Here is a 25,116-nt window from a genome sequence, read left to right as displayed (position 1 = left end):
AATGTGCGGCCGGGACTGCTTGGAGGGACTTGGTAAAGAGCGCGTCTACTCGGAGTCGCTGAGGCTCTTCCTGGCATCTTCCTCGAGGCGCGGGTCCAGGTGCGCCGTCTTTGCCTTGGAGCTCAGGAGGCTGGCAATAACGGCCACGATGATGGTGCCCACGATGACGGCCAGGGACACGAACGTGGGGATCTCAGGAGCCCACTCGATGTGGTTGCCACCGTTGATGAACGGCAGTTCGTTCACGTGCATCGCGTGCAGCACCAGCTTTACGCCGATGAACGCCAGGATGAAGGACAGGGCGTGCTTCAGGTAGATAAGGCGGTTCATCAGGCCACCCAGCAGGAAGTACAGCTGGCGCAGGCCCATGAGGGCGAACAGGTTGGCGGTGAAGACAATGAACGGGCTCTGGGTCAGGCCGAAGATCGCGGGGATAGAGTCAACGGCGAAGAGGAGGTCCGTCATGCCGATGGTGATAAACACAACCAGCATGGGGGTGAAGACCTTTTTGCCGTCCACCGTGGTGCGGAGCTTGCCGCCGTCGAACTTTTCCGACATGGGGATGATCTTGCGGATCCCGGCGATGAGCGGGTTTTCCTTGTCCTCTTCGTCCTCACCTTCGTCCTGGGCCTGCTTCCAGGCAGTCCAGAGCAGGAAGGCGCCGAAGATGTAGAACACCCAGCTGAACTGCTCGATGACGATGGCGCCGAGGAGGATGAAGATGCCACGCAGGATGAGCGCGATGATGATGCCCACCATCAGCACTTCCTGCTGGTACTTCCGGGGAACGGAGAACCTGGCCATGATGATGATGAAGACAAACAGGTTGTCGATGCTCAGGCTGTATTCCGTCACCCAGCCGGCGACGAACTGCCCGCCGTATTCCGGGCCCGTGAAGGCAAACATGGCGCCCGCAAACACCAGGGCGAGCGTTACGTAGAACGCCACCCACAGGCCGGCTTCCTTCATGGAAGGTTCGTGGGGACGGCGGATGACCAGCAACAGGTCAATCAGGAGAATCAGGCCGAGGATGACAAACGAGCCAACCTCGAACCACACGGGCAAATCGAGCACAGGGTAGCCTTTCGCAGGGTACAAAGAAATTGTGTAAGTCTCTCCGGCCGGCCTGTGTGCACTTGGTGCTGAAATCGGCGACCCGCTACGCCCGGCCAGGCAACTATGCCTGGCGTGTTGACGATCGTAGCGCTTGGGATACTCCCCTACGTGACCTTAACTGTACAGCAGGCACCCCTTCGCTCAGGAACACGTCCGCCGATCGGCACGCCGCGCCGTCTCCTAAGCGTGGCCGGCTGCCTGCATCTGGCGCAGTTCCTTCTTGAGTTCGCTGACTTCGTCACGGATCCTGGCGGCCACTTCGAACTGCAGCTCCGCGGCCGCGCCGTGCATCTGTTCCGTGAGCTGCTCAATGAGGCCCACGAGGTCTTCGGCCGGCGCAGCGGCGAGGCCGTCCTTGCGGACCTGCGCGGCACCCTTTGCCGCAGACTTCCCCCGCTTGGCGCCTTTGGCCAGGCGGTTGTTGTTCAGGAGCTCCTGGGTGTCGGCGTCCTCCTTGGCCAGCTGATCGGTAATGTCGGCAATCTTCTTCCGCAGCGGCTGCGGATCGATGCCCTTTTCGGTGTTGTAGGCAACCTGGATGGCACGGCGCCGGTTGGTCTCATCGATGGCGTGGGCCATGGAGTCGGTAATCCGGTCCGCGTACATGTGCACCTGACCCGAGACGTTACGGGCGGCACGGCCGATGGTCTGGATCAGCGACGTTGAGGACCGCAGGAAGCCTTCCTTGTCCGCGTCGAGGATGCTCACCAGCGAGACCTCGGGCAAGTCAAGGCCTTCCCGGAGCAGGTTGATGCCCACCAGCACATCAAAGACGCCCATCCGGAGTTCGCGGAGCAGTTCCACGCGGCGCAGGGTGTCGACGTCGGAGTGGAGGTACTCCACCTTGATGCCGTGGCCCACCAAGTAATCGGTAAGGTCCTCGGCCATGCGCTTTGTCAGCGTGGTGACCAGGACACGCTCGTTTTTCGCCGTCCGGGTCTTGATCTCACCGAGCAGGTCGTCGATCTGGCCCTTCGTGGGCTTGACCACCACCTCGGGATCGATGAGGCCGGTGGGGCGGATGATCTGCTGGACAAAGCCGTCCGCCTTGCCCAGTTCGTACTTGCCGGGAGTGGCCGAGAGATAGACGGTCTGGCCAACGCGTTCCAGGAACTCATCCCACTTGAGGGGGCGGTTGTCCATGGCCGACGGGAGCCTGAAGCCGAAGTCCACCAGGTTCCGCTTCCGGGACATGTCGCCCTCATACATGGCCCCGATCTGCGGCACAGTGACGTGTGACTCATCAATCACCAGCAGGAAATCGTCCGGGAAGTAGTCCAGGAGGCAGTGCGGTGCGGTGCCACGGGCCCGCCCGTCGATGTGTGACGAGTAGTTCTCGATGCCGTTGCAGAACCCCATCTGCTGCATCATTTCCAGGTCATAGGTGGTGCGCATCCGGAGCCGCTGGGCTTCGACGAGTTTGTTCTGGCTTTCCAGGACCTGCAGCCGTTCGGCCAGTTCGTCCTCGATCCGCTTGATGGCGCGGGCCATCCGCTCGGGACCGGCAACGTAGTGCGAGGCCGGGAACACGTACATCTCCTCTTCGTCCCGGATCACTTCCCCGGTCAGCGGATGGAGGGTGTGGATGTTCTCAATTTCGTCACCGAAGAATTCGATCCGGATGGCCAGTTCCTCGTACATGGGGATGATTTCCACGGTGTCGCCACGGACCCGGAACGTGCCCCGGTGGAAATCCATGTCGTTGCGCGCGTACTGCATGGCGACAAACTTCCGGAGCAGGTCATCGCGGTTCATCTCCGCCCCCTTGCGGAGCGTGACCATGCCGGCGATGTACTCTTCCGGCGTACCCAGGCCGTAGATGCAGGACACGGTGGCCACCACGATGACGTCACGGCGGGTCAGCAGGGCGTTGGTGGCGGAGTGGCGGAGCCGTTCAACCTCCTCGTTGATGGAGGAGTCCTTCTCGATGAAGGTGTCCGTCTGCGCGACGTATGCCTCAGGCTGGTAATAGTCGTAGTAGGAGACGAAGTACTCCACCGCGTTGTTTGGCAGGAGCTCGCGGAATTCATTGGCCAGCTGGGCGGCGAGTGTCTTGTTCTGGACCATCACCAGGGTGGGGCGCTGGACCTGTTCGATCAGCCAGGCCGTGGTGGCGCTTTTACCCGTACCCGTGGCACCAAGCAGGACAACGTCCTTTTCGCCGTTTTTGATCCGCTCCGTCAGTTCTGCGATGGCCGCGGGCTGGTCTCCCGCGGGCTGGAATTCGCTGATGACCTCGAAGGGCGCTACAACACGGTTGATCTCCTGCGCAAGGCTCATGCATCTAATCTACAACCGGGGACCGACAGCCAGGCCGTGATCCGTTACCGGCGAACACTTCCGCTCAGGTGCGGGGAGTCCGGGAAACGTACGACGGCGGCTGCCAGCCTGTGCGCGCGGCCCACCCGTCCATGCGCGACCAGGCGATCTCCGTGAACCACGGCTCCTTCGCCTCCGCATAGGCGTGGGTGCCCCTGGTGCCGGCAAACTGTTCGGTCAGGGCCCGCTTGTGATCGCCATACAGAGCGGCGGCTTGGGGGTCGCTCCTGAGCCAATCGCGGAAGAGCAGTGCATAACGCCAGCCGGGTGATCCCGCAGGGCGCACGTGAACGTTGACGGCCCGGCAAGGATCCGCGTTGGCGTGAAAGCGCTTCTGCCACCGTGACGGGTCCGGGTCCGCCGGCTTGGGAGTATCGAAGCCGGCCCCCGGCACTGCCGGAAAGCCGGCCGCCGCCAGCTGCGGCGCGATCCTGTCCGCGGCTGCAAGGTCTGCCACTGTGACCTGGAGGTCAATCACGTCTTTTGCCGCCAGTCCGGGCACCGCTGTGGAGCCGATATGGTCAACAGCCAGGATGTGGTCCGGCGCGGCGGCCATGATTCGGGACGCCAGCCGCCCGGCCTGCGCTGCCCACTCCGCCTGCGGCGCGGAAAGGACTGCCGCGCCGGCCCTGGCCGCCCTGACACCGCGGCGAAGATTATCCGCAAACGGAACCAGCCGTTCGCTCCAGAGCCGGTCAACCTGCGCCAGTAGCATGTCGACGGAACCGGAGTTGTCCAGGACCGCGTCGGCCGCAGCGAGCCGGTCAGCACGCGCTGCCTGAGCTGCCATGCGTGCGGCTGCTTCCTCGCGGGTCATGCCCCGGTGTTCGAGCATGCGGGCGACCCGGACATCGTCAGGCGCGTCCACAACCAGCACCAGATGGAAATGGGCGGCCTGCCCCGACTCGACCAGCAGCGGGATGTCCTGGACCACGACGGCCCCGGCCGGAGCCTGCGAGATGAGGCGTGCCGCGGCCTCGCGGACCAGCGGGTGGACTATGCCGTTGAGCACGGCCAGCTGGGCGGGACTGCCAAACACCAGGGCGCCCAGACTGGCGCGGTCAAGCCGGCCGCCGGCGTCAAGCATGCCGGGCCCGAACGCCTCGACTACACGGTCGAGTCCCGGAGTACCAGGTTCCACCACCTCCCGGGCCAACGCGTCAGCGTCCACCAGGACAGCACCGAGCCCGGCCAGCCGCGAGGCGACCACTGACTTCCCTGAGGCGATACCGCCCGTCAACCCGATTTTGAGCACTCCCCCAGCCTATCCCCCAACACCTCGACGACCTCGTTAGACTTGGGCGGTGCAAGAGCAAGAGAGCCGGGCAACGTCCTACACCACGCTCGCCCCCGGCCCTGCCTTCCGGCATGAGATCGAGATTAAGCGGTCACGGTTCATTACTGTGCTGCGTCGCGCTGAGAATGAGGAAACTGCGCGTGACCTGGTGGCCGGGCTGCGCCGCGAGTTCCACGACGCGCGGCACCACTGCTCGGCCTTCGTCGTAGGACCGGACCGGGACATCCAGCGGTCCAATGACGACGGCGAACCCTCCGGCACCGCCGGGCTCCCCATGATGGAGGCGATCCTCAAGCGGGAGACCGCCCCCGGGGTGACGGACCTTAGCGACGTAAGCGCCGTCGTCGTGCGCTATTTCGGTGGCATCCTGCTGGGCGCGGGTGGCCTGGTACGCGCCTATTCGGAATCTGTGTCCGCTGCCCTTGAACAGGCACCGCTGGTCCGGCGCCGCCGGCTGCGGATCTGCGCCGCACACGTGCCCCACGCTGCTGCCGGCCGGCTGGAGAATGACCTGCGGGCAGCGGGATTCGTGATGGCAGAAACCAGTTATGGTGCCCGGGAGACGGTCCTGCGCGTGGCGATCCCTGACGACCCGGCGGAGCTCGAGGCTGCCGCGGAGCGCATGCTGCAGTTCACGGCCGGAACAGTGGACCTTATGCCCGGCGGGACAGAGTGGCTCGATGTCCCGCTCCCTTGAGGTCCGCCTGGCTGACGTTGATGAACCCATGCTGGAAACGCTCCTGCACCTGGCCCAGGATGATGCATTGCCGGACGAGGTGACACCGCCCTTGGGCAGCGGGTCCGGCTGGAATCTCGAACGGAGTCAGTGGTTCCGCGCCTACCACCGGGCAGCCGCGGGCGGGCTCAACGGACCGTCGCAGGAGAAGAGCTGGGCGGTCCTGTGCGACGGGACACCGGCCGGTTCGATCCGGTTGAAGAGGACCGCGGACCTGAACACAGCGGAGACGGGTATCTGGCTGGGCCGGAGTTTCCGTGGCCGCGGCGTCGGTACAGCCGCCCTGAAGCTGGTTCTGGCGGAGGCCCGCAGTGCCGGGCTGCTGCAGGTCGTTGCCCGGACCACCGCCGGCAACATCGGCGCGCAGCGGATCCTGGGCGGCGCGGGAGCCCTTCTAACGCACGACGACGACGGCGCCGTGAGTGCCGCCGTCGTACTCCCACACTGACTCGCACTAAACGCACCCAAACGCGCGGTTGAGTGCGTTTGCTGCCAGTCAGATGGCGGGTTAAGCACAGCAGGCCCCCGCCTAAGGCGGGGGCCTGCTGTGTCAGTCCGGGAAACCCCGGACCAGTGGCAATTAGTTGCCGGTCAGCTTCTCACGCAGAGCAGCAAGAGCCTCGTCGGATGCAAGGGTGCCTGCACCGGCGTTGGACTCGGCAGCAGGCTCCGAAGAGTAGCTGGTGGTGCCGGAATCGCTGTCACCGGACGTTGCAGCTGCAGCGTCGTCGGCAGCGTGCTGGGCAACCTGCTTCTTGTGTGCTTCCCACTTGGTCTGGGCGTCAGCGTACTGCTGCTCCCAGGCCGCGCGCTGGTTCTCGTAGCCTTCAAGCCACTCGTTGGACTCCGGATCGAAGCCCTCCGGGTACTTGTAGTTGCCTTCTTCGTCGTACTCGGCGGCCATGCCGTAGAGAGCCGGATCGAATTCGGTGGACTCGGCGTCAACACCCTCGTTAGCCTGCTTGAGGGAGAGGGAGATGCGGCGGCGCTCGAGGTCGATGTCGATGACCTTGACGAACAGCTCGTCACCAACGGAGACAACCTGCTCAGCCAGCTCCACGTGGCGGACTGCCAGCTCGGAGATGTGAACCAGGCCTTCGATGCCGTCTTCGACGCGAACGAACGCACCGAACGGAACCAGCTTGGTGACCTTACCCGGAACAACCTGGCCGAGGGCGTGGGTGCGGGCGAAGGTCTGCCACGGATCTTCCTGCGTAGCCTTGAGCGACAGGGAAACGCGCTCGCGGTCCAGGTCGACCTCGAGAACCTCGACGGTGACTTCCTGGCCAACTTCGACAACCTCGGACGGGTGGTCGATGTGCTTCCAGGACAGCTCGGAAACGTGAACGAGGCCGTCTACGCCGCCCAGGTCCACGAATGCACCGAAGTTGACGATGGAGGAAACGACGCCGGGACGGACCTGGCCCTTTTCCAGCTTGTTGAGGAACGTCGAGCGGACCTCGGACTGGGTCTGCTCGAGCCATGCACGGCGGGACAGCACGACGTTGTTGCGGTTCTTGTCCAGCTCGATGATCTTGGCTTCGATCTGCTGACCGATGTACGGAGCAAGGTCGCGCACACGGCGCATCTCGACGAGGGATGCGGGCAGGAAGCCGCGCAGACCGATGTCGAGGATAAGACCACCCTTGACAACCTCGATGACGGTACCGGTGACAACACCGTCTTCTTCCTTGACCTTCTCGATGTCGCCCCAGGCACGCTCGTACTGAGCGCGCTTCTTGGAGAGGATCAGGCGGCCTTCTTTGTCTTCCTTGGTGAGCACCAGGGCTTCGACCTGATCGCCAACGGAGACGACGTCTCCGGGATCAACATCGTGCTTGATGGACAGCTCGCGGGAGGGGATGACACCTTCGGTCTTGTAACCGATGTCGAGCAGAACTTCATCGCGGTCGACCTTGACGACGGTACCTTCGACGAGGTCTCCGTCGTTGAAGTACTTGATGGTGGCGTCGACTGCTGCGAGGAAGTCCTCAGCGGTACCGATGTCGTTAATCGCGACTACGGGGGTACCGGGCTTCTCGGTGGAGGTGATGGTCATGTAGTAGGGGCTCCGTTGTGGATAGTTAGTCGGTCAGGCAAACCGCCGCACCCGCGTTATGGAACGCAGGCACAGGTTGCGGCAGACCGCATGGATCTGCCGGGTCATCCTGATTCTGTGGATTTTAGAGAACATGCACGTAGTACACGCGCGTTTCAGTCTAGTCGCAGCGGCCAACACGGGTCAAAGCGTGGCGCCCGCGGCGCGTGCCGTTCCAGGTCCGGCTACGCCGCCCGGCCGCGGAACGTCGTCAGAAGTGGGTCAGGCAGTGCGTGGCACGTTCCACCGCGAACATTTGCCGCGCCCTTAGGGCGGCGCCCTGATTGTGCTCGCGGAGCCTTCCCGCCGCCGCCAGCGTCACGGGGCAAACAGCGCCCAGATAGATCGAAGACAGCGCCGAGACATCCAGAGTCAGGTCCGGCTCCTCCGTTTCAACGCGTTCGACGGCGGCCTCACCGCCGCTGACCTCCATGGCGTAGGTTCCTGGCGTGAGGCCCAGGGGGTCAAGGACCTCGAGTACCAGCCGCCCGTCCACCGGGTAGTGCCGCGCTTCCAATGCCGTGACCGCGTCCAGGATCCGGAGCCAGAGCATGTCCCTGCTGTCCGAGGAGTCGATGCACCGGGGATCGGCCAGTGCCCACGTGAGCGGGTCATCCAGCGGCGCCTCCTCCCACGTGATGCGTTCCACGAGGTCGATGGCCGCGAGGAACTGCCAGAGCTCCAGATACGCCTCATTAGTTGCCGCCAGGAAATCCACCACCTGCACGGTGTGCGGCTCAGTGTCCCACCCCAGGAATTTGTAGGACACGTACCCGTCAACGTCGCCGTCAGGGCTGTAGTGCAGGGCCACCTTGACCGCGGGGTCTTCCTTGCCGTCGCGGCCCAGGGAACCCGAGGCCAGCTGCCGGTACCATTCCTGGCGGCCGATGGATCCCGGCGTGAGACGGTGCACGCGGTCAAAAACGTCCGGCGCGAGGTCCAGGAGGATCTTGGGCTCGGCGATGTCCACGCTGCCGACAGCCTGGTGGTTGAGGATGAACCGGGCGGTGGTGTCCACCTTCACAGTGCGTTCGAAGCTGGCCACGCCGTAGCCGAAGCGCCCGTAAATGGATCCTTCGGACGCCGTCAGGGCTGCCATTGCCAGTCCGTCACGCTTGGCCATGGCCAGATCCTCGGACATCATCCGGCGCAAGAGTCCGCGGCGCCGGTGTGGGGTCCGCACCGTCACGGCGGTGACAAGCTGGGTTTCCAGCATGCGCCCGAAGCCGATGTTGAGGGTTTTCCGGAGGGTGCCGAACGTGGCAACCGGCACGTCGGCCGGCAGGGATCCGGGTGCGACTCCGCGCGTTTGGTACGCGCCGGTGAGGATCCGGCGGTCTGCCCGGTAGGTTTCCAGGGACGCGGCGACATGGTCCGGCGTTCGCGTCGATTCGTGGAAGCCGAAGGCGACTGCCTTCACCCACGTTGCTGCTTCGCGGTAGCCGGGTTCGCCTTTGGCTGCCGCGTCGAAGCGCCGGACTTCATAGTCATCACTCAGTTCAGCCACACCGCCGAGCCTAACCAATGAATCCGGCGCCTGGCCAGCAACAACACGCCAAACGCTCCCCCGCCGCCGGGGCCCCGCCGGCTAGTGGCCGGCGTCGTACCAGCTGGGACCGACGCCGATCTGGACATCCAGCGGAACGCTGAGGTCCGCCGCGGACCCCATCTGTTCGGTGACGAGCTTCTCCACCGCTTCCCGCTCGCCCTTGGCCACTTCCAGCACCAGTTCGTCGTGGACCTGCAGGAGCATCCGCGATTTGAGGCCCCGCGCGGCCAGCTCAGCGTGGACGCCCAGCATGGCGCGCTTGATGATGTCCGCGGCTGATCCCTGGATGGGCGAGTTGAGCGCGATGCGTTCGGCGTTCTCTCGCAGCTGCCGGTCCGTGCTGGTGAGGTCCGGGAGGTACCGGCGGCGGCCTTCGATGGTGGCCGTGTAGCCATCGATGCGGGCCTGGTCCACCACGCCGCGGAGGTAGTCGCGGACGGCTCCGAAGCGGTCGAAGTAGTCCTTCATGAGGGTCCGGGCCTCGTCCACGGAGATTTCCAGCTGCTTGGACAGGCCAAACGAGGTCAGACCGTAGGCGAGGCCGTAGGACATGGCCTTGACCTTGGAGCGCATGGCGCTTGTGACGTCCTCGGTGGGTACGTGGAAGATGTTCGAGCCTACAAAACGGTGGAGGTCCTCGCCGTCCTTGTAGGCCTGGATGAGGCCGGCGTCCCCGGACAGGTGGGCCATGATGCGCATCTCGATCTGCGAGTAGTCCGCAGACAGCAGACAGTCATAGCCTTCGCTGACTACGAAGATGCCGCGGACGCGCCGGCCTTCCTCACTGCGGATGGGGATGTTCTGCAGGTTGGGGTTGTTCGAGGAGATCCGGCCCGTGGCCGCCACGTTCTGGGCGTACGTGGTGTGGATCCGGCCGTCGTCGGTGACGGATTTCTTGAGTGATTCCAGCATCTGGCGCAGCTTGGAGGATTCGCGGTGCGCCATGAGCTGGACCAGGAATTCGTGCCCGGTCTTTTCCAGCAGGTTCTTCAGCGACGCGGCATCGGTGGTGTAGCCGGACTTGATCTTCTTGGTCTTCGGCAGCTGGAGTTCCTCGAAGAGAACAGTCTGCAGCTGTTTGGGCGAGCCAAGGTTGACCTCGTGGCCGATGGCGGCGAAGGCCAGCTCCTGGGCGTTGTCGATGACCTTGGACAGATCCGCGAGCTGTTCGTCCATCCGCGCCATGTCGATGGCGATTCCGGCGGTTTCCATGTCGGCCAGCACACGGCTGACGGGCAGCTCCAGCGTGGTGAGCAGGTCGCTTGCCTTGCGTTCGGTCAGTTCGGATTCGAAGTGCCGGCTAAGGGCCTGGACCACTGCCGCCACCTGCACCAGGGCGCCGGCGGCTGCGGCGTCGTCGCCGTCGAACGCCAGCTCCAGCTGGCCGGCCTTGGACGTTTCGGCCGAAATGCTGATGTTGAGGTGGTGCTGTGCCAGTTCGGCCAGCTCATAGGTTCGGCGGTCGGGCTGGATCAGGTATCCGGAAATGGACGTGTCATCCACTACGCCTTCCAGACCCAGGCCACGGCTGGAGAGGGCTTTCAGGGCCGCCTTGTAGCCGTGCATGACCTTCGGAGCTGCCTCGTTCCGCAACCACTCCGAGAGGACGTTCTCAGCGGCTGCGTCCTGCGCGGCGAGGCCGATGTACACGGCAGCGCCGTCACGGACGATGGCCAGCGCGGCGGCGTCCTCACCGATGCGCCCGGGCACAAGGTCGACGGCGACCGCTGAGCGTTCCCCGCTGCCGGCAGCAAGGAAAGAACTGAGTTCCGCTGCATTGGCGGGGGTCACGAACCCGGGTGTGTCGATGCTTTCGCGCTCAGCCGGTTCCAGCTCCTCGCTGCCGTAGAGGGCGAAGAGCCGGGCACGGATGGTCTTGAATTCAAGTTCGTCGAACAGCTGCTCCAGGGCGGCCTCATCCGGCCGCGGTTCGGCCAGGTCATCCAGGGTGACCGGCAGTTCCAGGTCAGTGTGGAGCCGGTTCAGGCGGCGGTTGCGCTTCACGTCCTCGACATTCTCGCGGAGCGCATCGCCCACCTTCCCGCCGATTGCATCGATGTGCTCAAGGACGCCCTCCAGCCCGCCGTAAAGGTTGATCCACTTCGCCGCGGTCTTAGGGCCGACCCCGGGAATGCCTGGAAGGTTGTCAGCGGACTCGCCCACCAGGGCGGCAAGATCCGAGTATTGCGGGGGCGTGACAAAGTACTTCTCCTTGATGGCCTCCGCATCCAGCCGGGGAATGTCGCTGACGCCCTTCCGCGGGTACAGCACAAACACGTTGTCCGTGATGAGCTGGAACGCATCACGGTCGCCGGTGACCAGGAGGACCTCGTAGCCCGCCTTCTCCCCCAGCACGGAGAGCGTTGCCAGGATGTCGTCAGCTTCATAGCCCGGCAGTTTGATGGTCTTGATGCCCCAGGCCTGCATGACCTTGTCGATGAGATCGATCTGGCCGCTCATCTCACGGGGAGTTTCGTTGCGGCCCCCCTTGTAGTCGCTGTACTCGGCCTTGCGGTGGGTGGTCTCATCCGAAACATCGAAGGCCACCGCGATGTGGGTGGGCTTCTGTTCCTTGATCAGGTTGATCAGCATCGACGTAAAGCCATGGATCGCGTTGGTGTGCTGGCCGTTGGCCGTGGAGAACTTGTCCGCAGGGAGGGCGAAGAAGGCCCGGAACGCCATCGAATGCCCGTCCAGCACCAGTAGGCGCGGCTGGTCGGTAATGGGGATGACGGGTGCTTCAGTAGCGGAAACCCGGCCCCCGGCCGACGGCGGGACGGTGATGTCCTGCAGGGCGGCATCTGCGTCGGTTGCAGCAGTAACAGAGGGGAAGGGGGCCGGTTTGGTAGTTTCACTCACAGGTGCCAGCCTAGTTCCCATGATGGACAATTTCACGCCCGGACCGTTCACTGAGGAATTACTCACAGCGGGTGTCCCGGAGCACCTCCATGACTGGCTCGGCGCGCTGGGCATTGGCGCCCTGGTGGTGAAGATGGGGATCCACTTCCTGGAGATGAGCCCCGAACGGACGGTGGCCACCATGCCGGTGGAAGGCAATACGCAGGTGGCAGGCATCCTGCACGGCGGCGCCCATGTGGTTCTTGCCGAAACGCTGGGATCTTTCGCCGCCGGAATGCACGCCGGGCCCGGCAGGCATGCGCTGGGCATCGAAGTCAGTGCCACGCATCACCGCGCCATCGCAGCAGGAACCGTAACGGGGACCTGCACGGCAATCCACCTGGGCAGGACGCTGACCACGCATGAAATCGTGATGACCGACGACGCGGGCCGCCGCCTCTCCACGGCCCGCATCACCAACATGCTGCGGGATAACGCGGCGTCAGCGGACTGAGGTGTCCGCCGCGCCGAAGTTGTAGCGGAGCTCCACGATGCCCCGGCCCATGGTGCGGGACGCCGTCAACTCAAGCGGCGGCGTCGGGCCTTCCAGCGGCAGCAGCCGTTTGCCGTCACCCAGGACCACCGGGATCACCGAAAGAATGAGTTCGTCCAGGTGGCCGGCCGCGGCAAACTGCGCGGCCAGGTTGCCGCCTCCCACCACCCATACGTTCCTGGTGCCGGCGTCGGCCTCGAAGTCAGGGATGAATTCGTGCACCGGTCCACGGACAAATGTCACGTCTGAACCGGGCGGCGCCGCATACTCGTGGTGCGTGAAGATGTAGCAGGGCGTGGCGGGGTACGGCCAGCTGCCGGGTTCGTGCTCCATCAGCCAGGCGAACGTTTCGCCGCCCATCACAATGCAGCCCACGCCGTCCATAAAGGACTCGTAGCTCTCCTTGCCGCCCTCGAAACCGTCAAACTCAAGCAGCCAGGCGAGATCATCCTTGGCTGTGGCGATGAAGCCGTCGAGGGAGGCCGCAACAAAATACTGGATCCTGGACATGGACCCAGCGTAGCCGTGCCGATGATGACTTGCTAAGGGTACTTAGGCGCTGAAGTACGGGATGATCAGGTACAGCCCGAACAGCACTGCAACGCCGCAGAGGCCAAAGCAGATGTAGGCAAAGGTACGCTTCGCGCGCGGTGAGGCCTGCCGAGCGTCACCGGCGATGGCAGTGAGCCGGACGCCGAGCGAGTACAGGACAACCACTGTCACGGCCGCCACCAGCGTGGCGCCTCCTACGGTCAGGAGTTCCAACCACTTCATCGCTGCGTATCTTTCTGTTCATCGGCCATTTCAGGGGCTGCGGCCTCGGCCTCGGCCTTTGCCCTGGCGCGTGCGCGGGCGAGGGCTTTTTTCTTGGCGAAGCGGACTGTCTGTCCGGCTTCCTCGACCTCGACGGCGTTGTGGTGGCCCACGTGGGACTTGCGGGAATAGAAGAACATAAACAGGACCGCTGCCGTGCCGGCAACGGCGGCAATCGCCACGCCCACTACGCCCGTCTTCACAAGGAGCGCCGTCAGGGCGCCCACAATCCCGGCGGCGGGAAGGGTGAACAGCCAGCCCAAAGCGATTTTCCCCACCATGTTCCAGCGCACCGTGGTGCCCCTGCGGCCCATGCCTGACCCGATGACGGAGCCGGAGGCCACCTGCGTGGTGGAGAGGGCGAAGCCCAGGTGCGAGGAGGCGAGGATGGCCGACGCCGTGCTCGTCTCCGCGGCGAAGCCCTGAGCAGGCTTGACCTCGGTAAGGCCCGATCCCATGGTCCTGATGATGCGCCAGCCGCCGGCGTACGTGCCCACGGCGATGGCCACGGCACACGCTGCAATGACCCAGAACTGCGGGCCGGAGCCGGGGGTCTGGGTGCCCGCGGAGATCAGTACCAGGGTGATGATGCCCATGGTCTTCTGGGCGTCATTCGTGCCGTGCGCCAATGCCACCAGGCTGGAGGTGAAGATCTGGCCGGTGCGGAAACCGCCGCGCTTCTGGGTGAGTTTACTGCCGGTCTCGGGGTCGTGCCGGGCTGTCAGCGCATAGGCGAGCCTGGTGCAGATGTAGGCCACGATCCCGGCGATGAGCGGGGCAAAGATGGCCGGCAGGATGACCTTCTGAAGCAGGGTCTCCAGGTTCACGGAGTGGAAGCCGATGCCGGCAATGGCCGCACCGATCAACCCGCCGAACAATGCATGGGACGAACTTGACGGCAGGCCTTTCAGCCATGTGATCATGTTCCACAGGATGGCGCCCATCAGGCCGGCGAAGATGATGTCCGGAGTGATCAGGACGCCGTCGGACCCTTCCTTGATAATGCCGCCGGAAACCGTTTTGGCCACTTCCGTTGACAGGAAGGCACCTACCAGGTTCAGGATTGCGGCGAGCGTCACAGCCGTCTTCGGTTTAATGGCACCGGTTGCGATGGGCGTGGCCATCGCGTTGGCGGTGTCATGGAAGCCGTTTGTGAAGTCGAAAAAAAGTGCCAGTGCGATGACCAGCGCCACCATAAAGGTGATATCCACCTGTTGCCCAATCTGCAGAGTCGACGTTCAGCAGTTCCGTTACCCCCGCCTGCCCTGCACAGCATAATTCACCCGAAGTTCATGGGAAATGACCTGCGCCGTTAACTCAGACCGGCTTGAAACCTTATCGATCGTACGCGGCCCGGGCATGAGGTCAAAACGTTGGGTTCGCGGCAAAAGCGCTGACGGCGTCCAGCTCGGCCGCCGAGATTCCGCGACGCGGATCGGGCGAGATCACCAGGATACGTGCCCCCAAGAAGGCTGCCCATGCCTGTGCCTCCGGTTCATAGCGCAGCTGGTCATCAATCCAGACGATCCCGTCCGGACCGCTGGAGGCCACGTCCTCCTGGAGTGCAGTGAGCTTCCACCAGGCCTCTCCCGTGCCGTTCCCCTCAGCCATCAGGCAAGGCCAGCCGCGGCCGTCCAGGCCGATGGCGGGGCAAAGGTAGCGGGGGGCCATGTCTTCCCAGCTGGTCAGCCACACGCAGCGCAGCCCGGGCAGCCGGGTAAGGCTGTTCAGGCCGTCAACGAGTTCCGCCGCGTAGGCCACTTCGAGCATGCCGGCATTCGCGAGGCTCCAGCCGGAACCCCACGGCGTCCGGCCGGTCGCCCCGAAAGGGCAGACGACGCCGTCGACGTCCAGGTAGAGGGTGATGTTCCGCACCGGGCTGACCGGCGCCGGCGCGCTGTCGCGTGTCATACCCGCGGACCGGGACGGATTCTTAAACCACGAAGGGGCTGCACGCATCAATGGTTTCACTGCGTGCAGCCCCTACTCAAGGGACATCCTGTGGCTGCCCGGGCTGCCCGGCAGGGGCGGCCGGGCCTTCCGTCAGCTCAGGACGACTCAGACGGCGAGCGACTCTGCCCGGACAGCTTCCCGGCGTTCCGGAGTGCCCGGCTGATCCTGGCCGTAGATCCAGTCGTTGTACTGGAAGTCGCCGTCCTTGCGGCTCTTGAACAGCAGGTTCCGCAGCGTGCGGGCAAGTCCCGAGACGTGCCAGGATTCGCCCCAGACCCGGGCCGTGCGCTGGACGCGGGCGGTACGGCCTGCACGGATGGAGTTGAACTCCCTGATGGCGCCATCCCAGGCGTCGGGCTTGATGCCCTCGGCTGTGAAGACGGTGCCGTTGCTGACATCCTGCAGCACGGCGGCATCTTCAAGAGCCTGGCAGGCGCCCTGGGCCAGGTACTGCAGCATGGGGTGTGCAGCGTCACCCATGAGCACCATGCGGCCGGCAACCCAGTTTTCGATCGGGTCGCGGTCATACATGGGCCAGCGGATGCCCGTGGCCAGGTTCTTCAGTGCTTGCTGGACAGCCGGGACGCAGTCTTTGTAGGCGGCCTCGAGCTCGTCGACGCCGCCGTACTGCTCCTCGCCCCGTTCGAAGGAGGGCGACTTGAATACGGCAACGGTGTTCAGCAGCTCACCCTTGCGCAGCGGGTACTGCACGAGGTGGCAGTCCGGTCCGAGGTAGACAATGACGTCTTCGAGGTCGGCCTTGGGCGTGTTCTCCGTGATGGGCACCGTTCCGCGGTAGGCGACGTAGGCCGAGGAAACCGGCTCATCACTGGCCACGAGGGGCCGCAGGGTGGACTTGAGTCCGTCGGCGCCGATGACGACGTCGGCCTCATAGTCAACGCCGGCGGCGGTGTGGGCCACGCCCCGGCCGTTGACGGTCTCGACGCTTTCGACCATGACATCGTTGACGAGCCTGACGCCTGCCGCTTCACAGCCTTCGAGCAGGACGCGGTGGAGGTCGCTGCGGTGGATCACAACGTAGGGTGCGCCGTAGCGCTCCGCGAATTCCCCGCCGAGCGTCTGGCGGGTGAGCTCCTCGCCGGTGACGGCGTCGCGGAAGACCAGGTGCTTGGGCTGGACACCGATTTCCAGGGCTTTTTCCAGCAGGCCCCAGCGTGCCAGGACGCGGGAAGCGTTGGGCGCCATCTGTAGGCCCGCACCTACTTCGCCGAATTCCGGAGCGCGTTCCACCAACGTGACGTTCGCGCCGTTCTCGCGCAGTGCGAGGGCGCCGGCCAGCCCGGCCATCCCCCCTCCGATGACGAGGACATCGGTGGATGTGGCGTGCTCAGACATTGTTTGCTCCTTCAGAGATAGCGACTTTGGACTTGAGTTTGAGGCCAACGGCGGCCAGCAGGACCGCAGCGATGGCGGCCGCACCGGCGAAGGCGAGGAAGTTGGAGTTGACGCCGAGCCCGGCGGCGAGCAGCAGGCCGCCAATCTGCGGTGCGGCGACGGCACCGATGCGGCCCGTCCCGAGTGCCCAGCCGAGCGCCGTTCCCCGGAGGTGTCCCGGATAGTGGCTCGCGACGGCGGCAATGATGAGGCACTGCGTGCCGTGGGTACCCACCCCGGCGAGGACCAGCATGAAGTAGACGACGCCGACCGGCGGCCCGGTGACCAGCACGACCAATGCACCGGCGGCGACGGCGGCGGCGGCAATGGCCGTGGGCACCGGCCCAAAGCGGGTCCCGGCCCATGCCGTGATGACCGATCCGGCCACCGCACCCAGGTTCAGGGCCAGGGCGAAGGTCAGGGCAGAGCCCAGGTTGTAACCGGCGAGCTGCATGAGGTTCGGCAGCCAGGTGCCCAGGCCGTACCAGGCGAACAGCGTGGCAATGGTAGCTACCGCAAACAGCAGGCTGACGCCCAGGTATGGGGCCCGCAGCAGCGAGGAGAAGCCGGCGGGCTCCTCGCCCGTGTTTCCCTTGCGGGCAGCCTTCTCCGCTGCACTGACCGGTACCAGCGTCTCGGGCAGGTATTTCAGGCCGAGGGGCACCACGATCAGCAACGCGAGGACAGCAACCAGGAACATGGATTCCCACCCGAATGCGGGGATGAGCTGGATTCCGACGAGGGCTGCGATGGATCCGCCGATCGGCACACCGGACATCATGAGGGTAGCGATGATTGACCGCCATTTGGCCGGGACCAGCTCTGCGACGAGCGCATTGGCAGAGGGAACCAGGCCGCCAAGCCCGATGCCGGCGAGGAGTCGCAGGGCACCGAAAACGGCTGCGTTGGGGGCGAACGCACAGAGCACGGTGAAGATTGAGAAGACGACGGCGCAGCCGAGGATGGTACGCCTTCGGCCCCAGGAGTCGGCCATCCGGCCGGCGAAGATCGCGCCGATCATCATGCCGACGAAAGCCATGGACCCGATGGTTCCGGCAGTGGCCTTGGTCAGGCCCCAGCCGGTTTCGGAGATCAGCGAGGACTGGACGGTGCCGTACACGATGAGGTCGTAGCCATCAAAGACCACCAGGAGCCAGCAGACGAGGACGGCAGCAGCCGAACGTTTGGAGAACTTCGTGACGGGACCGTCCAGGGTACTCGGACCGGCGGTCCCCGGTGAGGACCGTTGCGGCACTGCAGCGGGAGGTGTGTGATTCATCCCACTACTGTCATGGCAGCCGAAGATGAACCACAATACAATTCTGATGTGCAGAATAATTCCAGCTCACGGCCGGCAGCAGGCAGCCCTTTGAAGTCCGCCCGGAAACCGGTGCAGAAGCGGCCCACCTACTCCATCGAGGCAGTGGACAACGCCCTGCTGCTGCTGCAACTCCTCCGCGACGGCGGCACTCTCCGCCTCAAGGATGCCGCGCAGGAGCTCGGTGTGGCGCCGTCCACCGCCCACCGCCTGTTGGCCATGCTGGTCTACCGGGGTTTTGCCATCCAGGATGAGACCCGGCGATACGTTCCGGGTCCCGCCATGGGCGTCGGACCGGCGGGCCTGACCTGGACCAGGCTGCTCCGTTCACTGGCCCAGCCGCACATGGAGCTGCTTTCCGCCCGGCTCAACGAGACCGTGAACCTGATGGTGCGGGTGGGAACCAAAGTGCGCTTCCTTGCAACGGTGGAGGGCAATAATGTGTTGCGGATCGGCGACCGGCAAGGGACGGTCATGCCGGCCGACAAAACGTCCGGCGGGAAAGTGATGCTCGCCGAACTCGAACCCCCCATGATCGAACAGCTCTTCCGCAGCAGTAACGCCGAAATCGGCGGAGACACGATCCCGGACGCCGAGTACCCCGCATTTCTGCGGGAGCTTGAATCCATCCGCAGCAACGGGTTCGCCGCGAATTTCGAAGGGACCGAAGAGGGTGTGAGTGCGCTGGGGATGGCGCTGCACAACCGGCACGGGCACGTCGTTGGTGCGCTGAGTGTTGCCACTCCCGCAACACGTTTCCGTAAGGTGTTTGATGCCGGGCTGGTCCCCGCGCTGCGGGAAACCTGCCGGCAGTTGGAGATCGACATTGCCGCCAACCCGGCTGATTCCGACTAATGGAAAGCCACCCCCAAGGATGTAATTCTGGCTGGCAGAATATGTTGGGGGTCACAACGCGGCATCCGTAGAGTCTGACTACGCCGAAATACCGTTTTGAACTTGAAGGAGGCCGACGTGTCCATCAGCGCCGAGAACACGACCCATGAATCTGTGGCCGCCAGCCACGCCTTACCGGAGCCGACGCCGGAAGAGGCGGCGCAGCTGGAGCAGCTGTATGCGGACTTCGAGACCGAGAACCTGATTCCGTTGTGGACCGAGATCGGGGACCTGATGCCGATGGTTCCCACGCCGAAGGCCGTGCCGCACGTGTGGCGCTGGAGCGACCTGTACCCGCTCGCTGCCCGTGCCGGTGACCTGGTGCCCGTGGGCCGTGGCGGGGAACGCCGCGCCATCGCGTTGGCGAACCCGGGCCTTGCCGGGACCCCCTACGCCACCCCGACGCTGTGGGCCGCGATCCAGTACCTGGGAGGCCGCGAGACAGCTCCGGAGCACCGCCACTCCCAGAACGCGTTCCGCTTTGTGGTCGAAGGCGAAGGCGTCTGGACCGTGGTGAACGGGGATCCGGTGCGGATGTCCCGCGGTGACTTCCTGCTGACCCCGGGCTGGAACTTCCACGGCCACCACAACGACACCGATGAGCCCATGGCCTGGATCGACGGGCTCGACATCCCGTTTGTGCACTACGCCGACGCCGGCTTCTTCGAATTCGGCACCGAACGCGTCACCGACGAAGCCACCCCTGACATCTCCCGCTCAGAACGGCTCTGGGCCCACCCGGGCCTGCGCCCGCTCTCGGGCCTGGATGACACCACCAACTCCCCCATCGCCGCGTACCGGTGGAAGTACACCGACGCCGCCCTGGCCGAACAGCTCCTGCTCGAGGACGAGGGCCACCCGGCCACCGTGTCCCAGGGCCACGCAGCGGTCCGGTACTCGAACCCGACGACCGGCGGGGACGTGATGCCCACTATCCGCGCCGAGTTCCACCGCCTCCGCGCCGGGGCCTTCACCGAGCCGTTGCGTGAAGTCGGCTCCAGTGTCTGGCAGGTCTTCGAAGGCACCGGTACCGTGGTCCTGAACGGCGAGGCCAGGACCCTGGCCAAGGGCGACCTGTTCGTGGTCCCCTCCTGGCAGGAATGGTCCCTGCAGGCCGACGCTGGTACGCAAACCGAATTCGATTTGTTCCGCTTCAGCGACGCCCCCATCTTTGAACGGCTGAACTTTAACCGCACCTACACCGAAGGACGCAAGAACGCATGAAACTCCTGACACTCCGCACTGAAAACGGCAGCAAGGCTGTCCGCCAGGACGGCGACACCCTGACCGAGATCGACGGGTTCACCGACGTCGGAGCGCTCCTGAAGGACGCCGCGTGGGAGTCCATCGCGGCCGCAGCCAACGGCGCGACCCACCCGCTCGAGGGCGCCGACCTGGACGCCGTCGTCCCCGCGCCGGGCAAGATCATCTGCGTGGGCCACAACTACCGCAACCACATCAAGGAAATGGGCCGGGAAGTCCCCGAGTACCCCACCCTGTTCGCCAAGTACGCCGAGTCCCTCATCGGCCCCAACGATGACCTGGCCCTCCCCCAGGAATCCGACACCGTGGACTGGGAGTCCGAACTCGCCGTCGTCATCGGCAAGAAGGGCCGCCGGATTTCCGAAGCCGACGCCAAGGACCACATCGCCGGCTACGCGGTCCTGAACGACGTGTCGATGCGCGACTACCAGTTCCGCACCATCCAGTGGCTGCAGGGCAAGACCTGGGAAAAGTCCACCCCGTTCGGACCGGCCCTGGTCACGAAGGACGAGTTCAGCGGCGGCCTCATGATCACCGCCGTGGACGGTGACGTCCAGCAGTCCACCCCCACCAACGATGTGGTCTTCACGCCGGAATTCCTGGTCTCCTACATCTCCACCATCATCACCCTGAACCCGGGTGACGTCATCGCCACCGGCACTCCCGGCGGTGTGGGCCACGCCCAGGACCCCAAGCGCTACCTGCAGGAAGGCCAGCTCCTGGTCACCACCATCGAGGGCCTGGGCCAGCTGAACAACCGCGTGGTCAAGGAAGCCTGATGGTAGCCCGCCAGGACCGGACGACGGACCCGGAGCTGCTCGAAGCGCTGCTCCAGGCCCGCCGCGGGACCGCGTTCTTCGCCCGCAAGCTCAACGAGCTCACCGACGACGAACTCGACGGCCCCTCGCTGCTGGCCGGCTGGAACCGCCGGCACGTAACGGCGCACATCGGTTACAACGCCCGCGCCATCGCGCGGCTCATCGAATGGGCAGGTACAGGAGTGGAAACACCCATGTATGCGTCCACCGATGTGCGGGACAAAGAAATCAGCTTCGGGGCAACCCTGTCCCCGATCGCGCTGCGGAACCTCTTTGACCACTCCGCCGTGCACCTGAACGTCGAATGGCGGGACCTGCCCGAACAGGCCTGGTACAACAAGGTCCGCACCATCCAGGGCCGCGAAGTCCCCGCTACCGAAACAGTGTGGATGCGCAGCCGCGAGGTCTGGACCCACGCCGTGGACCTGGACAACGGAGCCACGTTCGCCGACATCCCGGAGCCGGTCCTCAACGGTCTCCTGCGGGACATCACCGGCGCCTGGAAAACCCGCGGCACCGACACCGGACTGGCCATTAGGGTCCCGGGCTCGGACCAGACACTCGGGGACTCCGGCGCACAGAACCCGACGGTCATCACCGGGTCCCTGCCCGGCGTCGTCCGGTGGGCCACCGGCCGCGGCACCCACGGCGTCACAGCCACCCGCAACGGAGCACCGCTGGCCGAAACCCCGGCAGCCCCCAAGTGGATCTGAGCAGATAACGCCGGGTCACCGCACCATCAGCGGGGCCACCCATAGAAATCGAAAAACGGAACAGCGGCGGGTCATCCCGCCGCTGTTCCGTTTTTGCTGCCTCTAGGACGCGGGAGCAGCTTCGCCGGCACCATTGACGTTGACCAGCCAGGATGTCCCGAACCGGTCCGTGCACATGCCGAAGACATCGCCCCACGGCGCCGGCTCCAGCGGAACAGTCACGGTGCCGCCGTCGCCGGAGAGCTTGTCCCAGTAGCCCCGCAATTCGGCTTCGTCATCGCCGCTGAGCGAGATCGAAATGGTGCTCCCGGGCGAGTAGTCCATGGAGTTCGGGGTGTCGGCGCCCATCAGGACCAGGCCGCCAGGCGCGGTGACCATGCCGTGCATGATCTTGTCCGCTTCGGCAGGATCCTCGCTGGCATGGAATTCCCCGAAAGTGCTCAGTGTCAGGTCACCGCCGAAGACGGAGTGGTAAAAAGTCATGGCCTCCCGGGCATTGTCACGGAAGCCAAGGTACGGATTGAGGGTCGTTGGCATGGCCGGATACTCCTAGTTTGCTGACGGACTCGGACAGGAACAGTCACCATCCTGCCGCACTTCAGGCCCGGTTCATAGGGTGCGTATGCCCCGGTTTGCCCGCAGCGTCAGGGCATAAACCGGTACCCTACGCCAGGTTCGGTGAGCAGGTGGCGGGGGTTGCCTGGGTGGTCCTCCAGTTTCCGCCGGAGCTGGGCCATGTACACCCGAAGGTAGTTGGCTTCGGTCTGGTAGGCGGGTCCCCAGACGTCCAGGAGCAGCTGCTGCTGTGTCACCAGCCGGGCAGGGTTCCGGACCAGCAGTTCCAGGATGTTCCACTCCGTCGGCGTCAGGCGGACAACTTCCCCTCCCCTGGTGACACGCCGCCGGGCGAGGTCCACGGTGAAGGACGACGCGGCCACGGTGGGGGCGGACTCGGGCTCCGGCACACGGCGGAGGAGGGCCCGCAGCCGGGCCAGGAGTTCGTCCAGTCCGAACGGCTTGGTGATGTAGTCATCCGCGCCGGCGTCAAGGGCGTCCACCTTGTCCGACGAGCCATGGCGTGCGGACAGCACCAGCACCGGGAGGCTGCTCCATCGGCGGAGTTCACGCAGGACGTCCGCCCCGTCGCGGTCCGGCAGGCCGAGGTCCAGGATCATCACGTCCGGCGGACGGCGGGATGCGGCACTCAGGCACGTGCCGCCGTCGGACGCTGTGTCCACGTCGTAGCCGTGGGCCTGGAGCGTGATCCGGAGGGCCTTCAGGAGGTGGGGGTCATCATCCACCACCAGGACCCGTGTCCGGCCGCTGCCCGGAGTGTCAGCCGCACTCACATGACCTCCTGCCGCGGGCCTGCGGCGTGGCGCGCGCCCCGGGAACCGGTGGACAGTGCCAGCCTCACCACCATGGTCAGACCGCCGGCGGGAGTTTCCTCGGCGGTCAGGGTGCCGCCCATGGCTTTGACGAAACCGTCGGCCACTGCCAGGCCCAGCCCCACGCCGGTGGCCTGGGGCCTGTCGTGCAGCCGCTGGAACGGCTGGAACATCGCCAGCACTTTCCGGGCGGGCACACCGGAGCCGTGGTCGATGATCCGCAGCTCACCGGAAGGGTAGCCGTCCAGGGTGGCCGCGCCCACGCCGTCGGACGCTCCGGTGATGGTGATCCCGGTGCCGGGGGCATACTTGACGGCGTTTTCGACAATGTTGGCGATGACCCGCTCCAGCAGGACGGGATCTGCTTCCACGGCGGGCATGTTGGCCGGCAGGTCCAGCCTGACGGAACCGACCGGGAGCCCGCGGAGGGCCGGGTCCACAACATCGCCCCACCGCACGGGCCCAAGCAGGGGACGCACCGAATCGGCGGTGATCCGGGACATGTCCAGCAGGTTCCCCACCAGCTGGTCCAGGCGGTCCGTGCACTCATCGATGGTTTCCAGCAGCTCCCGCTCCTCCTCAGCGGTGTAGGTCACTGTCCGCTGGAGCAGGCCGCCGGCCGCGAGCTTGATCCCGGCCAGGGGCGTCCTCAGGTCGTGGGAGACGGCCCGCAGGATGGCCGTGCGCATGGTGTTCCCTTCGGCCAGCCGCAGGATCTCCCGGCGGCTCACGGCCAGCTGGCGGCGCTCCAGCTGGGCCTTGACGTGGACCGCGAACGCACCGAGCAGCCTGCTTTCCGTAGCCGGAGCCTCCCGCCCGAACAGCACGAGGCGGGTGTCATGGTCCACCACCTCTGCCGTGCCGGCCGCGCCGGGCGACCACGCGGTGGTTTGCCCGGCGCCCGCCACCATCCGCCAGAACCGGCCGTCACCGTCCGCAGCGGGGGCAGCGGGGGCAGCTGAAGTGCCCGACGCCGGGGCGTCACCGTCCGCCTGGCCGTCCCGGCTGCTGAAAACACCGGCACCCGTGGCACCAAAGACGTCCAGCGCCGCCGCGAGGATGCCTTCCAGCGTGTCCTCGGAACGGGAGGCACCCAGGGCAAGCTCCCCCAGGGTGGTGGCCTCGGCCTGGGCTCGGGCGGCTTCCTTGGACCGGCGGGCCGACCTGTCCACCACTCCGGCAACCGCCACGGAGACGCCAACAAAAATGAGCAGCGACAGGAGGTCCTGCGGGTCGTGGATGGCTAAGTCACCCAGCGGCGGCGTGGAGAAATAGTTCACCAACACGCTGCTCCACAATGCGCCCACCACCGCAGGCCAGAGTCCGCCCAGCAGGGCCACCCCTACGGCGCCCGCAAGCTGGATCAGGACAGCGGTGGCAACGCTGTGGTCGAAGGCGGCAAGAAGCACTTGAAGCAGGACAGGAAGGGCGGCGGCGAGCCCGAAGCCAACGCCCACCCTGGCCCGGCCAAGGTCCGGCCGCCTGCGTTGCGGATGCCGCCCGGATTCGGGCCGCGGAACCACGTGAACGTCAATGTCCCCGGCGCCGCGGACCACGCGCGCCTCCACGGTTCCGCCGGTGAACAGCCCGGAGACGAGTCCGGCCAGGGGCCGGCGGCGGGGCTGCCCCACCACGATGTGCGTGGCACCTGACTTGCGGGCGTAGTCGAGGAGGGCCAGGGCGGGATCCTGCGACGACACCGTGTGGTAGGTCCCGCCCAGTTCGAGGATCAGCCGCCGCCGGGCTTCGAGGTCCTGCGGTGACTCGTCCGGAGTGCCTTCAGGGGTGCGGATGTGGACGGCCGCCAGCTCACCGCCGTCGAACCCTTCCAGGATGCGGGCGGCGCGGCGGATGAGCAGCTCTGCATCGTCGCTGCCATTGAGGCCAATGACTATCCGTTCCCGTGCCATGCGGCCATTCTCCCACCATGATCAGGCACTCCCGGCCGGCGCGAAGTGTTTCCGGTCATACCGGCGTTAAGGATGCGTCAAGATTCGCCGGACTCCGGCTGATTGACTCGTGGCCGGTACTAGATTCGGCTGTGCCCGCGGTGCT

General features: G+C 65.4%; 22 protein-coding genes. 7 read left to right on the top strand and 15 right to left on the bottom strand.

Annotation, left to right across the window (positions count from 1 at the left end; translation table 11 throughout):
• Window positions 1-45: 45 nt before the first annotated feature.
• From IDT60_RS09020 to coaE, 3 genes are all read right to left on the bottom strand, one after another.
• Window positions 46-1,074: a TerC family protein gene (locus IDT60_RS09020; RefSeq protein WP_164199916.1), complete on the bottom strand. Its 1,029-nt coding sequence runs from the start codon at window positions 1,072-1,074 to the stop codon at window positions 46-48.
• Between the two features lie 222 nt (window positions 1,075-1,296).
• Complete coding sequence (gene uvrB / locus IDT60_RS09015; protein ID WP_164199918.1) at window positions 1,297-3,396, bottom strand: excinuclease ABC subunit UvrB; 2,100 nt, start codon at window positions 3,394-3,396, stop codon at window positions 1,297-1,299.
• A gap of 64 nt (window positions 3,397-3,460) precedes the next feature.
• Window positions 3,461-4,690, bottom strand: a complete 1,230-nt coding sequence (coaE, locus tag IDT60_RS09010; protein ID WP_191081655.1) for a dephospho-CoA kinase — start codon at window positions 4,688-4,690, stop codon at window positions 3,461-3,463.
• 49 nt (window positions 4,691-4,739) lie between these two features.
• Between coaE and IDT60_RS09005 the strand changes: the two genes are divergently transcribed.
• Together IDT60_RS09005 and IDT60_RS09000 are read left to right on the top strand one after the other, a co-directional pair.
• Window positions 4,740-5,429: a YigZ family protein gene (locus IDT60_RS09005; RefSeq protein WP_191081654.1), complete on the top strand. Its 690-nt coding sequence runs from the start codon at window positions 4,740-4,742 to the stop codon at window positions 5,427-5,429.
• Window positions 5,413-5,916, top strand: a complete 504-nt coding sequence (locus IDT60_RS09000; protein WP_191081653.1) for a GNAT family N-acetyltransferase — start codon at window positions 5,413-5,415, stop codon at window positions 5,914-5,916. Before IDT60_RS09005 ends, IDT60_RS09000 begins: the two co-directional genes overlap by 17 nt.
• Before the next feature lie 132 nt (window positions 5,917-6,048).
• Here the strand turns inward: IDT60_RS09000 and rpsA are convergent, their stop codons facing one another.
• The 3 genes from rpsA to polA form a co-directional block, all read right to left on the bottom strand.
• Complete coding sequence (gene rpsA, locus IDT60_RS08995) at window positions 6,049-7,527, bottom strand: 30S ribosomal protein S1 (RefSeq protein WP_164199925.1); 1,479 nt, start codon at window positions 7,525-7,527, stop codon at window positions 6,049-6,051.
• Between the two features lie 250 nt (window positions 7,528-7,777).
• The gene (locus tag IDT60_RS08990; protein ID WP_191081885.1) at window positions 7,778-9,064 is read right to left on the bottom strand and encodes a GNAT family N-acetyltransferase; all 1,287 of its coding nucleotides are present in this window, start codon (window positions 9,062-9,064) and stop codon (window positions 7,778-7,780) included.
• 90 nt (window positions 9,065-9,154) lie between these two features.
• On the bottom strand, window positions 9,155-11,797 hold the full coding sequence (gene polA, locus IDT60_RS08985) for a DNA polymerase I (RefSeq protein WP_370590743.1): 2,643 nt from the start codon (window positions 11,795-11,797) through the stop codon (window positions 9,155-9,157).
• 196 nt (window positions 11,798-11,993) lie between these two features.
• Here polA and IDT60_RS08980 point away from each other — a divergent pair, with 196 nt between their 5' ends.
• Window positions 11,994-12,467 carry a hotdog fold thioesterase gene (locus IDT60_RS08980; RefSeq protein ID WP_191081652.1) on the top strand — a complete coding sequence of 158 codons (474 nt, stop codon included), beginning with the start codon at window positions 11,994-11,996 and terminating at the stop codon, window positions 12,465-12,467.
• Here the strand turns inward: IDT60_RS08980 and IDT60_RS08975 are convergent.
• The 6 genes from IDT60_RS08975 to IDT60_RS08950 all read right to left on the bottom strand — a co-directional run bounded on the left by IDT60_RS08975 (window position 12,456) and on the right by IDT60_RS08950 (window position 17,946).
• Complete coding sequence (locus tag IDT60_RS08975; protein WP_191081651.1) at window positions 12,456-13,016, bottom strand: dihydrofolate reductase family protein; 561 nt, start codon at window positions 13,014-13,016, stop codon at window positions 12,456-12,458. The two genes, IDT60_RS08980 and IDT60_RS08975, sit on opposite strands and share 12 nt — an antisense overlap.
• Window positions 13,017-13,058: 42 nt before the next feature.
• A complete protein-coding gene (locus IDT60_RS08970) occupies window positions 13,059-13,280 on the bottom strand; it encodes a hypothetical protein (protein ID WP_191081650.1) in 222 nt (73 codons plus the stop codon).
• The gene (locus IDT60_RS08965) at window positions 13,277-14,530 is read right to left on the bottom strand and encodes an inorganic phosphate transporter (RefSeq protein WP_191081649.1); all 1,254 of its coding nucleotides are present in this window, start codon (window positions 14,528-14,530) and stop codon (window positions 13,277-13,279) included. Before IDT60_RS08965 ends, IDT60_RS08970 begins: the two co-directional genes overlap by 4 nt.
• Window positions 14,531-14,684: 154 nt before the next feature.
• Complete coding sequence (locus IDT60_RS08960; RefSeq protein WP_191081648.1) at window positions 14,685-15,230, bottom strand: HAD domain-containing protein; 546 nt, start codon at window positions 15,228-15,230, stop codon at window positions 14,685-14,687.
• A gap of 147 nt (window positions 15,231-15,377) precedes the next feature.
• A complete protein-coding gene (locus IDT60_RS08955; protein WP_191081647.1) occupies window positions 15,378-16,628 on the bottom strand; it encodes an FAD-dependent oxidoreductase in 1,251 nt (416 codons plus the stop codon).
• Window positions 16,621-17,946 (bottom strand): aromatic acid/H+ symport family MFS transporter, encoded by a 1,326-nt coding sequence (locus tag IDT60_RS08950; RefSeq protein ID WP_191081646.1) that lies wholly within the window; start codon window positions 17,944-17,946, stop codon window positions 16,621-16,623. The genes IDT60_RS08955 and IDT60_RS08950 overlap by 8 nt, the downstream gene beginning before the upstream one ends.
• A gap of 48 nt (window positions 17,947-17,994) precedes the next feature.
• On the opposite strand from IDT60_RS08950, the gene IDT60_RS08945 reads away from it, so the two are divergent.
• The 4 genes from IDT60_RS08945 to IDT60_RS08930 all read left to right on the top strand — a co-directional run bounded on the left by IDT60_RS08945 (window position 17,995) and on the right by IDT60_RS08930 (window position 21,673).
• Window positions 17,995-18,840, top strand: coding sequence for an IclR family transcriptional regulator (locus IDT60_RS08945; protein ID WP_223883933.1), 846 nt, complete (start codon window positions 17,995-17,997; stop codon window positions 18,838-18,840).
• A 117-nt stretch (window positions 18,841-18,957) separates the two neighbouring features.
• Complete coding sequence (locus tag IDT60_RS08940; protein ID WP_191081645.1) at window positions 18,958-20,103, top strand: cupin domain-containing protein; 1,146 nt, start codon at window positions 18,958-18,960, stop codon at window positions 20,101-20,103.
• Window positions 20,100-20,921, top strand: a complete 822-nt coding sequence (locus IDT60_RS08935) for a fumarylacetoacetate hydrolase family protein (RefSeq protein ID WP_191081644.1) — start codon at window positions 20,100-20,102, stop codon at window positions 20,919-20,921. Before IDT60_RS08940 ends, IDT60_RS08935 begins: the two co-directional genes overlap by 4 nt.
• Window positions 20,921-21,673, top strand: coding sequence for a maleylpyruvate isomerase family mycothiol-dependent enzyme (locus tag IDT60_RS08930; RefSeq protein ID WP_191081643.1), 753 nt, complete (start codon window positions 20,921-20,923; stop codon window positions 21,671-21,673). The genes IDT60_RS08935 and IDT60_RS08930 overlap by 1 nt, the downstream gene beginning before the upstream one ends.
• 102 nt (window positions 21,674-21,775) lie before the next feature.
• Here IDT60_RS08930 and IDT60_RS08925 read toward each other — a convergent pair whose 3' ends face one another.
• From IDT60_RS08925 to IDT60_RS08915, 3 genes are all read right to left on the bottom strand, one after another.
• Window positions 21,776-22,210, bottom strand: coding sequence for a VOC family protein (locus IDT60_RS08925; protein ID WP_191081642.1), 435 nt, complete (start codon window positions 22,208-22,210; stop codon window positions 21,776-21,778).
• 107 nt (window positions 22,211-22,317) lie between these two features.
• The gene (locus IDT60_RS08920; RefSeq protein WP_191081641.1) at window positions 22,318-23,022 is read right to left on the bottom strand and encodes a response regulator; all 705 of its coding nucleotides are present in this window, start codon (window positions 23,020-23,022) and stop codon (window positions 22,318-22,320) included.
• Window positions 23,019-24,971: a DUF4118 domain-containing protein gene (locus IDT60_RS08915; protein WP_191081640.1), complete on the bottom strand. Its 1,953-nt coding sequence runs from the start codon at window positions 24,969-24,971 to the stop codon at window positions 23,019-23,021. Before IDT60_RS08915 ends, IDT60_RS08920 begins: the two co-directional genes overlap by 4 nt.
• Window positions 24,972-25,116: the final 145 nt, after the last annotated feature.

The organism is Pseudarthrobacter sp. BIM B-2242 (assembly GCF_014764445.1).
GTDB classification, from domain to species: Bacteria; Actinomycetota; Actinomycetes; order Actinomycetales; family Micrococcaceae; genus Arthrobacter; species Arthrobacter luteus_A.
This window is presented reverse-complemented; position numbering and strand designations above follow the sequence as displayed.

Coding starts and splice junctions, on each gene's coding strand:
- IDT60_RS08970 (WP_191081650.1), bottom strand. CDS start 13,280: ATGAAGTGGTTGGAACTCCTGACCGTAGGAGGCGCCACGCTGGTGGCG.
- IDT60_RS08950 (WP_191081646.1), bottom strand. CDS start 17,946: ATGAATCACACACCTCCCGCTGCAGTGCCGCAACGGTCCTCACCGGGG.
- rpsA (WP_164199925.1), bottom strand. CDS start 7,527: ATGACCATCACCTCCACCGAGAAGCCCGGTACCCCCGTAGTCGCGATT.
- IDT60_RS08930 (WP_191081643.1), top strand. CDS start 20,921: ATGGTAGCCCGCCAGGACCGGACGACGGACCCGGAGCTGCTCGAAGCG.
- polA (WP_370590743.1), bottom strand. CDS start 11,797: ATGGCGTTCCGGGCCTTCTTCGCCCTCCCTGCGGACAAGTTCTCCACG.
- IDT60_RS08975 (WP_191081651.1), bottom strand. CDS start 13,016: ATGTCCAGGATCCAGTATTTTGTTGCGGCCTCCCTCGACGGCTTCATC.
- IDT60_RS08925 (WP_191081642.1), bottom strand. CDS start 22,210: ATGCCAACGACCCTCAATCCGTACCTTGGCTTCCGTGACAATGCCCGG.
- uvrB (WP_164199918.1), bottom strand. CDS start 3,396: ATGAGCCTTGCGCAGGAGATCAACCGTGTTGTAGCGCCCTTCGAGGTC.
- IDT60_RS08915 (WP_191081640.1), bottom strand. CDS start 24,971: ATGGCACGGGAACGGATAGTCATTGGCCTCAATGGCAGCGACGATGCA.
- IDT60_RS09000 (WP_191081653.1), top strand. CDS start 5,413: ATGTCCCGCTCCCTTGAGGTCCGCCTGGCTGACGTTGATGAACCCATG.
- IDT60_RS08955 (WP_191081647.1), bottom strand. CDS start 16,628: ATGTCTGAGCACGCCACATCCACCGATGTCCTCGTCATCGGAGGGGGG.
- IDT60_RS08980 (WP_191081652.1), top strand. CDS start 11,994: ATGATGGACAATTTCACGCCCGGACCGTTCACTGAGGAATTACTCACA.
- IDT60_RS08960 (WP_191081648.1), bottom strand. CDS start 15,230: ATGACACGCGACAGCGCGCCGGCGCCGGTCAGCCCGGTGCGGAACATC.
- IDT60_RS08935 (WP_191081644.1), top strand. CDS start 20,100: ATGAAACTCCTGACACTCCGCACTGAAAACGGCAGCAAGGCTGTCCGC.